Origin of the sequence: Exiguobacterium sp. s149 (genome assembly GCF_018618395.1) — a bacterium.
GTDB classification, from domain to species: Bacteria; Bacillota; Bacilli; order Exiguobacteriales; family Exiguobacteriaceae; genus Exiguobacterium; species Exiguobacterium chiriqhucha.
The window spans coordinates 14514-30769 of the sequence record NZ_JACSLZ010000016.1 but is presented as its reverse complement, the minus strand read 5'-3'; the positions used below and the strand labels follow the sequence as shown (position 1 = coordinate 30769).

At 52.8% G+C, this 16256-nt stretch carries 14 protein-coding genes; all 14 read left to right on the top strand.

What is annotated here, in order from left to right; all coding sequences use genetic code 11:
- Nucleotides 1–3 precede the first annotated feature (3 nt).
- The 14 genes from KNP81_RS14610 to KNP81_RS14545 all read left to right on the top strand — a co-directional run bounded on the left by KNP81_RS14610 (nucleotide 4) and on the right by KNP81_RS14545 (nucleotide 16124).
- Entirely contained in the window at nucleotides 4–240 is a 237-nt protein-coding gene (locus tag KNP81_RS14610; RefSeq protein ID WP_021065751.1) for a Veg family protein, read from the top strand.
- A 100-nt stretch (nucleotides 241–340) separates the two neighbouring features.
- Nucleotides 341–1204, top strand: a complete 864-nt coding sequence (ispE, locus tag KNP81_RS14605) for a 4-(cytidine 5'-diphospho)-2-C-methyl-D-erythritol kinase (protein ID WP_214720454.1) — start codon at nucleotides 341–343, stop codon at nucleotides 1202–1204.
- A 73-nt stretch (nucleotides 1205–1277) separates the two neighbouring features.
- The gene (gene purR / locus KNP81_RS14600) at nucleotides 1278–2102 is read left to right on the top strand and encodes a pur operon repressor (protein WP_021065749.1); all 825 of its coding nucleotides are present in this window, start codon (nucleotides 1278–1280) and stop codon (nucleotides 2100–2102) included.
- A 135-nt stretch (nucleotides 2103–2237) separates the two neighbouring features.
- Nucleotides 2238–2537, top strand: a complete 300-nt coding sequence (spoVG, locus tag KNP81_RS14595) for a septation regulator SpoVG (protein ID WP_021065748.1) — start codon at nucleotides 2238–2240, stop codon at nucleotides 2535–2537.
- Between the two features lie 185 nt (nucleotides 2538–2722).
- Nucleotides 2723–4078: a bifunctional UDP-N-acetylglucosamine diphosphorylase/glucosamine-1-phosphate N-acetyltransferase GlmU gene (glmU, locus tag KNP81_RS14590; RefSeq protein ID WP_214720453.1), complete on the top strand. Its 1356-nt coding sequence runs from the start codon at nucleotides 2723–2725 to the stop codon at nucleotides 4076–4078.
- A gap of 45 nt (nucleotides 4079–4123) precedes the next feature.
- Nucleotides 4124–5080 (top strand): ribose-phosphate diphosphokinase, encoded by a 957-nt coding sequence (locus KNP81_RS14585; protein ID WP_021065746.1) that lies wholly within the window; start codon nucleotides 4124–4126, stop codon nucleotides 5078–5080.
- A 54-nt stretch (nucleotides 5081–5134) separates the two neighbouring features.
- Nucleotides 5135–5692 (top strand): aminoacyl-tRNA hydrolase, encoded by a 558-nt coding sequence (pth, locus tag KNP81_RS14580; protein WP_058765144.1) that lies wholly within the window; start codon nucleotides 5135–5137, stop codon nucleotides 5690–5692.
- A 45-nt stretch (nucleotides 5693–5737) separates the two neighbouring features.
- Nucleotides 5738–9262, top strand: coding sequence for a transcription-repair coupling factor (gene mfd, locus KNP81_RS14575; RefSeq protein ID WP_214720452.1), 3525 nt, complete (start codon nucleotides 5738–5740; stop codon nucleotides 9260–9262).
- Nucleotides 9246–10793: a polysaccharide biosynthesis protein gene (locus KNP81_RS14570; protein WP_214720451.1), complete on the top strand. Its 1548-nt coding sequence runs from the start codon at nucleotides 9246–9248 to the stop codon at nucleotides 10791–10793. The genes mfd and KNP81_RS14570 overlap by 17 nt, the downstream gene beginning before the upstream one ends.
- 1 nt (nucleotide 10794) lies before the next feature.
- Entirely contained in the window at nucleotides 10795–12210 is a 1416-nt protein-coding gene (gene yabN / locus KNP81_RS14565; protein ID WP_214720450.1) for a bifunctional methyltransferase/pyrophosphohydrolase YabN, read from the top strand.
- On the top strand, nucleotides 12207–12479 hold the full coding sequence (locus KNP81_RS14560; RefSeq protein WP_021065741.1) for an RNA-binding S4 domain-containing protein: 273 nt from the start codon (nucleotides 12207–12209) through the stop codon (nucleotides 12477–12479). The genes yabN and KNP81_RS14560 overlap by 4 nt, the downstream gene beginning before the upstream one ends.
- A gap of 45 nt (nucleotides 12480–12524) precedes the next feature.
- Nucleotides 12525–12899 (top strand): FtsB family cell division protein, encoded by a 375-nt coding sequence (locus tag KNP81_RS14555; protein WP_021065740.1) that lies wholly within the window; start codon nucleotides 12525–12527, stop codon nucleotides 12897–12899.
- 75 nt (nucleotides 12900–12974) lie between these two features.
- Nucleotides 12975–13511, top strand: coding sequence for a S1 domain-containing RNA-binding protein (locus KNP81_RS14550; RefSeq protein WP_029594406.1), 537 nt, complete (start codon nucleotides 12975–12977; stop codon nucleotides 13509–13511).
- A 210-nt stretch (nucleotides 13512–13721) separates the two neighbouring features.
- Nucleotides 13722–16124 carry a YhgE/Pip family protein gene (locus KNP81_RS14545; protein WP_214720449.1) on the top strand — a complete coding sequence of 801 codons (2403 nt, stop codon included), beginning with the start codon at nucleotides 13722–13724 and terminating at the stop codon, nucleotides 16122–16124.
- Nucleotides 16125–16256 lie beyond the last annotated feature (132 nt).

Sequence of the window (16256 nt, the reverse complement as noted above, 5' to 3'; positions counted from 1 at the left end):
CGTATGCCAAAGACGTTGCAAGAAATCAGACAGAAACTCGAATCGCATGTTGGAGAACGATTGACGTTGAAAGCAAACGGCGGTCGTAAGAAAGTCGTTACTCGGTTTGGAACGCTCGTTGAGACGTATCCCGCGGTGTTCGTCGTCAAATTGGATGAAGACCACCATAACGTGGAACGTGTCTCATATAGCTACGCTGATGTCCTAACGGATACAGTTAAAATTGAATTCAGCAATTGAACGATAAATGAGAGGCGGATGCATTGGCAGCTGCTTCTTTTTTTGTGCGCTCGTTTACGGTACAATGGCGAACAGGAGATACATGGGAAGGGTGAACGATATGCGCACGATCAGTGTGAAAGCGCCGGCAAAAATCAATTTGACGCTTGACGTCCTTGGGAAGCGGGCAGATGGCTATCATGAAGTAGAAATGGTAATGACGACAGTAGATTTATCGGATCGACTGGAATTGACCGTCCTTGATACAGACGAGATTCGGATTCAATCTGAACATGCCTATGTGCCGAATGACCACCGGAACTTGGCGTATCGTGCAGCCGAGTTGTTGCGGAAGCGATTTGGCATCAAGCAAGGTGTCGAAATCGTATTGGATAAGCAGATTCCGGTCGCCGCAGGGCTAGCTGGCGGATCGAGTGACGCTGCCGCGACGCTTCGAGGCATGAACGACCTGTTCGATCTCGGCCTGTCGTTAGAAGAGTTAGCCGAACTTGGGGCCGCCGTTGGATCGGACGTATCGTTTTGTGTCATGGGGGGAACAGCCATAGCGCGCGGACGCGGTGAACAGTTAGAGACAATCCCGTCACCGCCACCGTGTTACGTCGTCTTGGCGAAACCGAAAATCGGTGTGTCGACGGCCGACGTCTATCGCGCGGTGGAGATGGAGAAGATTGTGCATCCGAATACCGAGGCGATGGTCACGGCGATTCGTGATCGTGATTTTGATGGCATCTGTGCAAACTTAGGCAATGCCCTTGAGGCGGTCACGCTCGAACTTCATCCGGAGGTTCGCCAAATCAAAGAAACGATGCTCCACTGCGGAGCGGATGGGGTGCTCATGAGCGGAAGTGGTCCGACCGTATTCGCACTAATTGAGCATGAACAAAAAGCACATCGTGTCTATAACGGGCTGAAAGGATTTTGTCCTGAAGTGTTCGTCGTTCGGATTCTCGGCAAAAAACATTGAACAAAGACGAATGAGAATGATATATTCTGTTTAGAACATTCGTCTATTATTGAAGAAGTGAAGGGGAATCCGTATGAAAATTCGTAGAAGTGGTCGTCTCGTTGATATGACCCGTTATTTGCTGGACCATCCGCACCAGCTCGTCTCGTTATCGATGTTTTCGAGCCGTTATAAAGCAGCCAAGTCATCTATCAGTGAAGATTTGGTCATCGTCAGTGAAATGTTGGCCCACGATGGCACAGGTAAACTGGTCACGGTGCCAGGAGCGGCCGGTGGCGTCATGTTCATCCCGGGGTGGAGCAAAGATAAGTCGCTCTCGATGATCGATGGGCTATGTGAACAGTTGTCGAAGCCAGAACGGTTGCTTCCGGGAGGCTACCTCTATTTGACAGACGTTCTCGGTAACCCGCGTCAAGTGAAGCCGATGGGCCAAGTCTTCGCCTCGGTATTCGCCGATCGGAAAGTCGATGTCGTCATGACGATTGCGACGAAAGGAATTCCGCTCGCCTACGCTGTCGCCGAGCAACTCGGGGTACCGTTTGTCATCGTTCGGTCCGATAGTCGTGTCACCGAAGGTTCGACCGTGAGTATCAACTACGTCTCCGGTTCGTCGAAGGCGATTCGCACGATGGCGCTCGCGCGTCGTAGTTTGCCACGTGGTGCGAACGTGCTGTTGATTGACGATTTCATGAAAGCTGGCGGAACGATTCGCGGGATGATGAGTCTCTTGAACGAGTTCGAAGCGAACCTTGCCGGTGTCGGCGTACTTATGGAAGCAGAAGGCGCCGAGAAGAAAATGGTGAGCGAATACGTCAGTTTGATGAAATTGACGAACGTCGACTCGGATGAAGGTCTCGTCACGATTTCGCGTGGAAACGTCGAACAATTCTTAAAGTGATTGGCAAAAATTTGATTTCGTTTTATGATGAAAGGGTATAAGATTCGTACGAAGTCAATCGGTTCGCTTGGAATCATCTCAGCCTTTTAGAAAGTACACCACGGTCCAGACAACGATGAAAAGGGGATGCGAAACATGCAGATCACAGACGTAAAAATTCGCAAAGTCGCGACGGAAGGTAGAATGAAGGCACTGGCCTCCATTACACTCGACCACGAATTTGTGGTACACGACCTTCGAATTATTGAAGGGAGTACCGGTCTGTTCGTAGCGATGCCGAGCAAGCGGACGCCAGAAGGGATTTTCCGTGACATTGCTCACCCGATTAATGGAGATATGCGTCAGAAAGTCGAGGCTGCCGTTTTAGAGGCGTACGGTCAAGAGGACGTCGCTATCGCCGAGACGCAAGCCCAATATAATGCCATGAACGAGTAACATTTGACAGCGGATGGGGGACCCTTCCGCTGCCTTTTTACGTTTCATTGGTTACGAATAGGTACAACGGTTGAAACCGCGTCATGGTTTCGATATAGTAGATACGGTGTAAATAAGGTTTGAATGTATAAAAAACCGAACATTTGAGTACATTACAGTCGATATGAGATAGGAGCGAATCAAGAATGGATCGTTTTGCAGTCATTTTGGCAGCAGGTAAAGGGACGCGCATGAAGTCGAAGCTTTATAAAGTACTTCATCCGGTCCTTGGAAAACCGATGGTCGAACACGTCGTCGATCAACTCGACAAGATCGGGGTCAGTCGTCAAATCGTCATCGTCGGCCATGGGGCTGAAGCGGTACAAGAGACGTTAGGCTCACGCGTGGAGTATGCGGTCCAAGAACAACAGCTCGGTACGGGCCATGCGGTACAGATGGCAGAAGCTGAACTCGCAGGCAAACCTGGCGCGACGCTCGTCGTTTGCGGCGATACACCGCTATTGACAGCGGAAACGCTCGAGGCGTTGTTGGCCCATCACGAGGCGCAACAGGCAAAAGTGACCGTGTTAACTGCGATTGCTGATGATGCGACTGGATATGGCCGCGTCATCCGCGGGGAAGACGGAAATGTCACAAAAGTTGTCGAGCATAAAGATGCGTCTGACACTGAACTAGAGATCCGTGAAATCAACACCGGAACGTACGTGTTCGATAACGAGCTCTTGTTTGATGCATTGAAGCAAGTCGGAAACAACAACGCTCAAGGCGAGTACTACTTGCCGGACGTCATCTCGATTGCGAAAGAAGCAGGCGAAGTCGTGGCAGCACACACGGCGCCGACATTCGATGAAACGATTGGCGTCAACGATCGTGTCGCTCTCTCACAAGCTGAAGCGGTCATGCGCAAGCGGACGAACGAACGCCTCATGCGTGAAGGTGTCACATTCATGGATGCAACTTCGACATACATCTCACCAGATGCCGTCATCGGTTCGGATACGGTCATCTATCCAGGGACGGTCATTCTCGGGAAAACGATTATCGGTTCAGAGTGCGTGATTGGTCCAAATTCAGATATCCGCAATAGCGTCATCGAAGACGGTGCGACGGTTCGTCAATCGGTCGTAAGTGACAGCCGTGTCGGAACTGAAGCACAGGTCGGGCCGTTCGCCCACCTTCGTCAACAAGCAGTCCTCGGCGCGAATACGCGCGTCGGTAACTTCGTGGAAATCAAAAAATCAACGTTCGGAGACGGTGCGAAAGCATCACATCTCAGCTATATCGGAGATGCTTCGATCGGGGAACGCGTCAACCTCGGCTGTGGCTCGATTACGGTCAACTATGACGGCAAGAACAAGTTCGAAACGGTCGTCGAAGCCGATGCATTCGTCGGCTGCAATGTGAACTTGATCGCTCCGGTGAAAGTCGGAAAAGGCTCAATCGTAGCAGCCGGTTCGACGATCACGGATGACGTTCCTGAAGAGGCGCTTGCGATTGCACGCGAACGCCAAACGAATAAAGAAGGTTACACGAAACGATAAGTTGCTGCCTATTATTATGGAAAACGATGGAGGAGAATCCTAAACATGTCTACTGTATATGAACGTGAAATTCGCCTATTTAGCTTAAACTCAAACCGCCCACTCGCCGAAGAGATTGCCAAGGAAATTGGCATCCCGCTCAGCGATTGCCAAGTGAAGCGGTTTAGCGACGGAGAACTTTACATCAACATCGAGGAGAGCGTGCGAGGCGATGATGTGTACATCATTCAATCGACGAGCTCACCGGTGAACGAAACGCTCATGGAGTTACTCGTCATGATCGATGCGTTGAAACGAGCATCGGTTCGGACGATTAACGTGGTCATGCCATACTACGGTTACGCTCGTCAAGACCGCAAGGCGCGCTCACGTGAGCCGATTACAGCGAAACTTGTCGCTGATTTATTGACGGTTGCAGGTGCCACGCGTTTAATCACGATGGACTTGCATGCTGCTCAAATCCAAGGTTTCTTCAATATCCCAGTAGACCAATTATTAGGTGTTCCACTCATCTCGACGTATTTTGAGACAGATGAATTTAAAGCGAAAGACATTGTCGTCGTTTCACCGGACCATGGTGGCGTCACGCGTGCCCGTAAGCTTGCCGAACGCTTGAAGGCTCCAATCGCCATCATCGACAAGCGTCGTCCTGAAGCGAACGTGGCTGAAGTCATGAACATCGTTGGCAGTGTTGAAGGCAAGACGGCCATCTTGATCGATGACATCATCGATACAGCTGGAACAATCACGCTCGCGGCCGATGCCATCGTCCAAGCTGGTGCAAAAGAAGTGTACGCCTCGTGTACACACCCAGTGTTATCTGGACCGGCGATGGAACGGATCGACAACTCGTCAATCAAGGAACTTGTTGTTTTGAACACGATCGATTTAGAAGGTCGCGAATGTTCAAGCAAAATCAAGCAGATGTCGGTTGCCCGTTTGCTTGGAGAAGCGATCATGCGTGTCCACGAGCACAAATCGGTGAGCACACTGTTCGATTAAAAAACGAGGCCCGAAGGCGTTCGCCTTTGGGCTTTTTTGTTCAGGAGGAATAAGATGAAATGTATCGTCGGCCTCGGGAATCCAGGCAAAAAGTATGAGATGACCCGTCACAACGTCGGATTTTTGGCGATTGATCGCCTTGCCGACAAACATGGGATCAAACTCGATGAAGCCAAGTTTAAAGCATTGATTGGAACGGGAAGAATCAATGGAGAACGTGTCGTCCTCGTCAAACCGCTCACGTACATGAATTTATCAGGCGAGTCGGTCCGTCCGATTTTAGATTATTATAAGATTGAGATTGACGACTTGCTCGTCATTTATGATGACTTGGACATGGTCCCAGGAAAACTGCGGTTCCGTCCGAAAGGCAGTGCCGGCGGACATAACGGCATCAAGTCGTTGATTCAGCATTTAGGCACACAAGACTTTAAACGTCTGAAACTGGGAATCGGCCGTCCGCCGCATCCGATTAAAGTGGTCGATTGGGTGCTTATGAACTACCGTAAAGAAGACATGCCAGAATTAAATGATACGCTCGATCAAGCTGTGTCCGCCGCAACCGATTTTGTGGATACTGAATGGATTGCGCTCATGAATCGATATAACTAAAGGGTCAACGTACCCTTTTTTGTCGTATGAGGTGGAGGAAAACAAATGAATGCTTTAGAGAAATTCATGGTGACGTTACCTGAGACGAATGTGATTCGGGAGCGGTTGCCAAAAGTCGATCGACAACTCGTCACCGGATTAACGACAAGTGCAAAGGCGCTTGTATTGGCGGGTTTGGCGAAAAATTCGCCGAGACGTCTCGTCGTCGTCACGCATAACATGTATCAAGCACAAAAAATGTACGATCAACTCGAGTCGCTCATCGGTCCGAGCAAAACGTTGCTTTATCCGATTGATGAGACGCTCGCTGGCGAACTATCCCTCACATCGAGCCCAGAACTGCTTGCCGCTCGGATTGAGGCTCGGACACGTCTCCTTGACGAAACGGGAGGCGTCATTGTCGTGCCTCTCGGTGGCTTGCGCCGTTATATCCCGAACCCGTCAGACTGGCAGATGAGCCATCATCACATCAAACCTGGACAAGAGCTTGATTTAAAGCCGTTCGCCGAGACACTCATCACGCTCGGTTATGAACGGACGGCCACCGTGACCGCACCGGGTGAATTCTCCGTCCGCGGCAGTATTTTAGACGTTTATCCGCTCACGGCAGCGCGCCCGTATCGTATCGATTTGTTCGACACCGAAGTCGATTCCATCTTTACGTTTGATGCCGAGACGCAGCGTTCGCTAGGTGTCGTCGGCGAAGCGGTCATCCCACCCGCCACCGAGTTCATCGCCTCACGCGACCAGTTGCAGCAGGCCGGACAAGCACTCGAACGTCAATACGAGCGGACGCTCTCGCTCATCGAGACCGAGACGATCCGGCAAGCGCTCGAAGATGGAATCGCCCGGGACATCGAACAGTTCGGTCGAGGCGAGGCTCCTGAAAAAGTTGGGAAGTACACACCGCTCCTGTATAGCTCGACGCTCCTCGATTATGTCGGGGCGGAAGCGGTCTTGATGTTAGATGAAGTGGCACGGATTGAAGATGCTGCCGACGTGCAAGACCGCGAGGAAGCGGAATGGTTCTCGTCGCTCATCGAACGAGGGGAGTCGGTCAGCAACTACACGCTCGCCGTCCCAATGCATAAAGTATTCCGGACGTTGAAACAAGTCGCGTTCTCCTTGTTACCGTCACGACGGTCCGGGATTCCGGAGACGAACACGGTCCACCTCAGCTGTCGCCCTCTCCCGGCGTTCCATGGGCAGATGCACTTGTTGAAACAAGAAGTCGAACGGTGGCAACAAGGTGACCATCGTATCGTCTTCTTGGCAGGCGATCAAACACGGGCCGATAAAGTGGTGGAGCTACTTGACGATTATGGAATCTCATCCACGTTCACAAATGTGGACGGTGAGCTGTTGTCGCGTCACGTTCATGTCATGATCGGCCAAATCGAAGGCGGCTTTGAACTCTCGACGAGTCGTCTCGTCGTCGTTTCCGAAGAAGAACTGTTCAAGCGCGTCACGAAGCGGAAACGTCAGACGAAGAATTTGACGAACGCCGAACGGATTAAAAGTTACCAAGAATTGAAGCCGAACGACCACGTCGTCCACATCCATCACGGAATCGGGAAGTACCTGGGCATCAAGACGATTGAAGTCGGCGGCATTCATCAAGACTACTTACATCTCGTCTATGCCGGCGACGATGCGCTGTACGTCCCCGTCGATCAAATCGATCTCGTTCAAAAGTATGTCGGGGCCGAAGGCAAAGAGCCGAAGATTTACAAACTCGGCGGGACTGAGTGGAAAAAGGTCAAATCGAAAGTCGCCAAATCGGTGGAAGACATCGCCGATGAACTGATCAAGCTGTACGCGGCGCGTGAAGCGTCCGTCGGTTACGCGTTCCCGGGTGATGACGAGGAGATGAGTCAGTTCGAAAGCTCGTTCCCGTATGCGGAGACGGAAGACCAAGTCCGCTCCATCGCTGAAATCAAAGCGGATATGGAACGGTCACGGCCGATGGATCGTCTCCTTTGTGGCGATGTCGGTTACGGTAAAACAGAAGTGGCGATTCGAGCCGCGTTCAAAGCCGTGCTCGCTGGGAAGCAAGTCGCGTTCCTCGTTCCGACGACCGTGCTGGCGCAACAGCATTACGAGACGATGCTTGAACGGTTCAGTGAATTTCCAATTAACGTCTCCGTCATGAGCCGCTTCCGCTCTAAAAGTGAGATGGCGGCGACGAAGAAAGGCTTGAAGGAAGGAACGATTGACGTCGTCGTCGGGACGCACCGCGTCTTGTCGAAAGATGTGACGTTCGCCGACCTCGGTCTCGTCATCATCGATGAAGAGCAACGGTTCGGGGTCAAACATAAAGAACGGCTCAAACAGTTGAAGACGAATATCGACGTCCTGACGCTGACGGCGACACCTATTCCGCGGACACTCCATATGTCGATGATCGGCATCCGAGACTTGTCGGTCCTCGAGACACCGCCAGAGAACCGCTACCCGGTGCAGACGTACGTCATGGAATACGATGGTATCGTCTTGCGGGAAGCACTTGAGCGCGAACTCGCGCGAGGCGGACAGGCATTCTTCCTCTACAACCGCGTCGAAGGTATCGAGCGGAAGGCAGAAGAGATTCGGGCCTTGTTACCGGAAGCACGCATTGCGACGGCACACGGTCGGATGACCGAGACCGAACTCGAGAGCCAGCTCATCAGCTTCCTTGAAGGAGAGGCGGACGTGCTCGTCTCGACGACGATCATCGAGACCGGCATCGATATCCCGAACGTGAACACACTCATCGTCCACGATGCGGACAAGATGGGGCTGTCACAGCTGTATCAGTTGCGTGGTCGCGTCGGCCGTTCCAACCGGATCGCCTACGCCTACTTCACGTATCGGAAAGACAAGCGTTTGACGGAGGTCGCGGAGAGTCGGCTACAGGCCATCAAAGAGTTCACGGAGCTCGGGAGCGGGTTCAAGATTGCGATGCGCGACTTATCGATTCGCGGCGCCGGCAATCTGCTCGGAGCCCAACAGTCCGGGTTCATCGATTCGGTCGGGTTCGACTTATACTCGCAGATGTTGTCCGAAGCCATCGAGGAACGGAAAGACCGGATGCGCGGCCAGGCGAAACAAGTCGTCTTCAAACCAGAAATCGCGTTCCAAGCGGATGCGTACATTCCGGACGACTATTTATCGGACAGCGAATTGAAAATCGAGATGTACAAACGCTTCAAGTATGTCGATACACCAGAGGCGTTGTTCGCCCTCCAGGACGAGTTGATTGAACGGTTCGGCGAATTCCCGGAACCGGTCGCGCTACTCATCCAACTGACGCGTCTGCGCATCTATGGCGAGATGGCGAAAGTGGCGCGCATCAAACAGTCGCCGGGCCGCATCGAGATGGTATTGTCGCTCGAATCAACGACGGCGCTCGATGTCCCGTCATTCATGGAATGGACGATGCCACTCGGTCGGAAACTCGGTGTCGGACAAGACAACGGCGCCCTCAAATTGTCGCTCAGTGGCCGCATGCCGGTCGTCGAACTGTTGAACGATGCCGATACGGTGCTTGAGGAGCTCGTGAAGAGGTTGGCGCATGCGGTCGCCAAGTAAGTTTGCGACCGGCGTCGTCTTATTTGCGCTCGCGGGCTATCTTTCAAAGTTCATCAGTTTCGCGTACCGAGTGCCTTACCAAAATATCGCCGGAGACTTCGGGTTGTATGCTTATCAAACCGTGTATCCGTTTGCCGCAATCGTCGCTTCGCTCGGCATGTATGCGATGCCGGTAGTGATTGCCAAAATCGGTGTCGGGGCCCATGGACCGAGGCGAAAGCTCGAGGTGTTATGGGGCAGTTTTTATGTCTTGTTCGGTCTAGCCGTCATCCTTGTCGTCACGATGTGGATGCTAGCACCGGTCATCGCTCGTCTCCTCGGGGACATGGAACTCGCACCGACGCTGCGGATCATCAGCCTGAGTTATTTACTCATGCCGGCTTTGGCCGTGCTCCGCGGTTCATTTCAGGCTGTCGATGACTTGCGGCCGAGTGCGATTTCTCAAGTGCTTGAGAACCTCGTTCGCGTCACGGTCTTACTCGTCGCCTTGTTGATTGGCGTGCGCTTCGGTCAAGACGCCTATACGCTCAGTCGATACGCGTATGGGGCGACGCTCGTCGGAGGTGTCATCGCCATCGTCATCTTGTCATTATGGGCGAAGCAGTTACGGCTCGTACCGGTACAACCCGCGACGTTGCGGTCTGTCCTTCGAATCTTACTGACGACGGGGTTTGCCGTCGGTTTCGCCTCGCTCGGAATTTTATGGATGCAACTCGTCGACTCGTTCACGATTGTCAATCTGATGGGCGGGGATTATGCGGCGAAAGTCGGGAAAGGGGTATTTGACCGAGGCTATCCGCTCGTTCAATTTGCGATTCTTTTCACGACGGCGCTCGGAATGGCAAATGTCCCGAACTTGGTGCGGCATTATCGTGCCGGTCGTATAGAAGCGACCTCTTCCGGACTCAGTTCGATGATTCGCGTGACGACAACGGTCGCTGCTGCGGCCACAATCGGCTTGATGGGTGTCATGTTCCCGTTGAATGTCGCGCTATTTGAAAACGCGGCCGGGACTACAGCGCTCGTCTTGCTCTCGACGAGTACGTTCGCCGCGTCGCTTGCCGTAGCGAGCATGACGTGTCTACAGGCGATTGACCGGGAACGCACAGCTGCTGTCGGTATGATTCTCGCCATCGGCGTGAAGCTCGGCAGCAACTTGTGGCTCGTCCCTTCCTATGGCATCGCCGGGGCTGCCCTCGGGACCTCGATTGCCTTTTTAGCGATGGCCGCGTTCAATTTCAATCGGCTCGATCAAATCATCCCGCTCGGCATGCTCCGGTTTCGACATTATGGACGTCTCGTCAAAACGGTGGCGCCGATGGGCGTCATCTTGCTCGGCTTGAACGTCGTGGCGCTGGATGGCCTGACGCATCGTCTCGATGCCCTCATCTGGCTCGTCTTCATGCTCGTGCTCGGGGCCGGCATTTATGTCTGGCGGTTATGGAAAGAACAAATTTTGACGATAGAAGAATGGGAAATGATTCCGTTCGGAGGTCGTCTCATCAATCTGCTAGAAAAAAAGGAGAACTGATATGAGTTACGGAATTACGGTCGTCGGCCTCGGGTCTGGCGAACTTGATCAACTACCGCTCGGCGTCTATCGTCATTTGAAGCAGCAACCGCTCGTTTGGTTGCGCACGAAAGAACACCCTGTCGTCAGCGAACTTGAGGCGGAAGGCGTGACGTTCGAATCGTTTGATGCGATTTACGAAGCGAGTGACACGTTCGAGGACGTCTACCGACAAATCGTTGAGACGTTGCTTGAAAAGAGTGAAGAGCTAGCCATCACCTATGCCGTACCGGGGCATCCGTTCGTGGCGGAGCGGACGGTCGAGCTGCTCGTCGAACAAGGTGCGGACGTCACGTTCCTCGGCGGTCAGAGCTTTTTGGACGCCATGTTCCAAGCCCTCCGCATCGATCCAATCAACGGCTTCCAATTACTCGATGCGACGGCGCTCGATGTCGAACGGATTCAAGTGACCCAACACGTATTGATTGGTCAAGTGTATGACGGCTTCGTGGCCGGAGACGTGAAAGTCCAATTGATGGAACGATATCCGGATGAGCATATCGTCAAACTCGTGACAGCCGCTGGGACGAAACATGAGCGGGTCAGTGAAATCCCGCTCTACGAGATGGACCGCGTGGCAGAAGTCGACAACTTGACGACGCTCTATGTGCCGCCGTTGACGGACGAGACGCATTTGGCGCGCGAATTTTCGACGTTGAAGCACATCATCGCGACGCTCCGCGGTCCGGACGGCTGCCCGTGGGACCGGAAACAGACGCATGAGTCGCTCCGAAAATATTTGCTCGAAGAAGCGTATGAATTGATTGAAGCAATCGATACGGAAGACGATGATGCGATTGTCGAAGAGCTCGGTGATGTGTTGCTCCAAGTCATGCTCCACGCCCAAATCGGAGCGGACGAAGGCTATTTTGATATCCGAGACGTCATTGGCACCGTCAGTGAGAAGATGGTCCGCCGTCATCCTCATGTGTTCGGGGATGTGAAGGTCGATGATGCCGATGAAGTGGTGACGAATTGGAATGCGATTAAACAAGTGGAAAAAGGGGAAAAGAGAAAATCGCAGCTAGATGGTGTTCTCATGACGCAACCTGGTTTGATGCGGGCCGAGCAATTGCAGAAAAAAGCTGCGCAAGTCGGTTTCGAATGGGATGATGTTCAAGGCGCGTTTGAGAAATTGGAAGAAGAACTCCACGAGTGGAGAAGTCAGCCTGAAGATGAACGAGAACTTGGCGATGTCCTCTTCTCAATCGTCAACGTGGCGCGCTATTTCAAGTTGAACGCCGAACAGGCGCTCGAACGAACCAATCAAAAATTTAAGAGACGATTCGAATACATTGAAGCGAACGGCTCCCTCGAAGAGATGACGCTCGAAGAGATGGATCGGCTCTGGGATGAAGCGAAGGAGAAGGGATTATGAGACTAGACAAGTTTTTGAAAGTATCCCGCTTGATTAAGCGGCGTACGTTGGCGAAAGAAGTCGCCGACCAAGGCCGGATTCAATTGAACGGACAAGTAGCGAAAGCGAGCACCGACGTCAAAGTCGGTGACGAGTTGCAAATTCGATTCGGGAACAAGCTCGTTACGGTCGTCATTGACTCGATTGCCGAGCATGCCCGCAAAGAGGATGCGAAAGAAATGTACCGCCTGCTCAAAGAAGAAAAGGTGAACAGTGGTACGGAAGCGTAAAAAAAAGGTATACTGAACGTAACAGGACAGGAGGAAGGTGATTCGATGAATGGACGTAACCCGATGGAACGCAAACAGCGGATTCGGGCTCTTGATGAACGGAGAGAACAGCTGGAAAAAGAACAGAACCGGCGACGTATCCATCTTCGACGCCGCCTGGCTGCGGCCTCACTTCTCTTTTTGTTAATGGTTGTCTTCATCGGTCAGAGTTACTTCTCGAAAGTCGGATATGTGTCCGAGCAAGAACGGAAACAAAATGAAGCGCAAGTCGAACTTCGGGAAACGAAGGACGAACAATCAGAACTGAAAGAGCAGGTCGAGCGTTTACAAGACGAAGAATACATCGCTAATCTAGCGCGCAACGAGCTGTTGTTCTCGAAAGATGGCGAGATTATTTTTTACTTCTCACCAGAGGAATAAGTGGGTTCGTTGACCGTTGACGAATCGACTCGTATAATTGTAGGGAATCAATCAAAAAAAGGAGTACATTATTTTATGTCAATTGAAGTAGGAAGCAAGGTACAAGGTAAGGTTACAGGGATTACGCATTTCGGAGCGTTCGTAGAACTTCCAAATGGCAAAACGGGTTTGGTGCACATCAGTGAAGTGGCAGATTCTTACGTCAAAGACATCAATGAAGTGCTAACGGTCGGTCAAGAAGTGACGGTCAAAATCTTGAACGTCGAAACAGATGGCAAAATCGGGTTGTCTATCAAAAAGGCCGTCGATCGCCCTGTCAGTGAACGTCCAGAGCGTCCAGCCGGCGAGCGTTTCTCTCGTGGCCCACGCCCAGGCGGCCCGGGTCAAGGCGGCCCACGCCCAGGTGGTCCAGGACAAGGTGGCCCACGCGGTGGCGGCGGTCCACGCGGTGGCGGTCCACGTGGCGGCGGCGGACGTCGCGAAGTACGCCGTGAGCCAGAAACGTTCGATACGTTGATGAGCAAGTTCTTGAAAGACAGCGACGAGCGCTTGACGACGTTAAAACGTCAAACCGACTCAAAACGCGGTGGACGTGGAGCCAAGCGCGGGTAACCCTTCGTAAACCATCAGCTTCTACTCGTAACGATAGACGGTCTTCCTCAAGAAGACGACGAACCACAGACTTTTATAGTCTGTGGTTTTTTTTGATTCTTTTTTTGTTATGAAAAATAACTAAAAAGGGTTGCATTTTTTCGAGGAAGCGAGCACAATAGGTAACATGAAAAAATAGTTATGTTTTATAAGTGAAAGGTGAGAATGAAGATGAATGGATGGAAACTGTGGTTGGCGGAATGGAGAAGCATCGGGAAGAACCCTCGGGTCTGGGTCCCGATTCTCGCGGTCGCACTCGTACCGCTCATGTATGCCGGGATGTTCTTATGGGCGTTTTGGGATCCGTATGGACAGATGAAAGACTTGCCGGTGGCGATCGTGAACGAAGACCAGGGAGCGACGTTCGACGGGGAGCAACTTGCCGTCGGGGACGAACTCGTTGAGAAGTTAAAGACGTCTGAGGCGTTCGAATTTATCGAGACGACGAAACAAGAAGCCGAGTCAGGGTTGAACGATCATGACTATTACATGGCGATTGAGATTCCGGCAAACTTCTCAGAAAAAGCGACGACGGCTCTCAGTGAACAACCTGAGAAGCTCGAACTCAAATATATCGCCAATGAATCGTATAACTTTTTAGCGGCTCAAATCGGCGGTTCCGCGATGGAGCAAGTGAAAGGTGAACTGTCGACCGAAGTCGCGAAACAGTACGTCAGTGCGATGCGTGACGGGATTCAAGATGCCGCTGCTGGACTCGATGAAGCGGCGGCTGGGGCGGGAAAACTGGCAGATGGATCGCAGACGGCCGAACAGGGGGCGACCCAATTGGCCGACGGGACCGCATTGCTCGCTTCAAAACAACAAGAATTGGCTGACGGGGCGAGTCGGTTGAATGAAGGTGTGGCCCAACTCGAAACAGGGACAACGGAATTGGCGAAGGGAAGCCAGCAAGTTTATGCAGGTAGCGCCGCCTTATCAGACGGGGCACGTCAAGTGAATGACGGGGCGTCTGCCCTTCAAGACGGAACGAGCCAACTTGTCGAAGGGACAGGCACGTTCGCCTCGAAGTTGGAGGAATTGCACAGCGGGACGGCTTCTCTCAATCAAGGCGTTCAACAACTCGCGGCCGGGATTCAGCGTTCGAAGGACGGCAGTGAGCAATTGAGTGCCGGTTCAAATGAATTGGCGGCCGCGATGACGGCGGCGAAAGAAGGAAATGCCGCCTTGATGGCAGGAGAGACGGAACTTGTGGCCGGGATTGGTCAGATGAAGACGGAAATGTTGGCCAGTCAAGATCAGTTGATGGCCCAGCTGTCAGCACTCGCTGAGGCAGGGCAACCTGCTTCACCAGAGATGCTACAGGCGATTGTGGCCCAATTGGCGGAAGGTCAAACAGCGACGGCAGCTGGATTCGATGCACTGTCCACGGGAGCGACGCGTGTGAAAGAAGGGCAGGCCGCGCTCGGTGACGGATTGACGCAAGCGGAGGCTGGTGCCAATGAACTCGCTTCGGGACTGGTGACGTTACGTGACGGACAAGCCGAGCTCGCAAGCGGGGCACAGGCGTTGGCGGATGGGTCGACACAAGTGGAACAAGGGGCGCAAACGGCAGCCGTGAGTTCGAAAGAGTTGGCTTCGGCAAGCAATCGCTTAAACGCCGGCGTCGGAGCGTTGAAAGACGGGACCGCCGAACTCGCGTCCGGCAGTACGCAGTTGACCGAGGCGACGGGCGCCTTGTCAGAGGGTAGTTCGAAACTCGCGGACGGGGCGAAGAGCGCCGGCGCGGGCACGAATACACTCGCGAACGGGGCTGTACGTTTGGCAGAGGGCGGTAAAGACCTTCAGACAGGTAGCGACCAGCTCGCAGACGGAGTGTCCGAACTTGCGGCTGGTAACAGCAAGTTACGGGATGCGCTCGCCGATGGGGCCGAAGCGGCCGCAATCGACATCCGAGACGATAACGTCGACATGATGGCCGGACCGGTCACGGTCGTCAACGACTCGATTCACAAAGTCCCGAACTACGGAACAGGTTTTGCACCGTACTTCATGTCACTCGGACTATTCGTCGGGGCTCTCTTGCTCTCGATTGTCTATCCGCTGTACGATCCAGCTGGAAAACCGAAACGCAGTCTGTCATGGCTCGTCTCAAAATCGGGTGTGTTGCTCGTCGTCGGATTTATTCAAGCGCTCGTCTTGGATGTGGCGATGGTCATGTTGCTCGGACTTGAAGTCGATGCACCGCTCCAGTTCTTCGGATTCAGTTGGCTCGTCAGCATCACGTTCCTTTTAATCGTGCAGCTGCTCGTCACGACGCTCGGAAATCCGGGGCGTTTCGTCGCCATCGTCTTATTGATCCTTCAATTGACGACGTCGGCTGGAACGTTCCCGCTCGAACTGATTCCGAGCGCCCTTCAACCGTTCAACGCCTGGTTACCGATGACGTATACCGTCTCGGGCTATAAAGAAATCCTGTCAGCGGACGGCTGGAGTTACTTGCAACAAGCGATCGTCTATTTGGCGTCCGTCTCGACCGCTTGCTTCTTCTTGCTCTGGGGATATTTCCGCATCGCCTGGAAGAAAAAATATCGGCTGACGACGTCAGAAGCGTGATGCACAACGAACTGAAAATCGTGTATAGTGGATAAGACGACACTATACACGATTTTTTTGTGAAAAAACTTTTAAAAAAGAATTGACACTGACGTGGGTACTGGTTATTATAGAAAATGTGCTTAGGACACA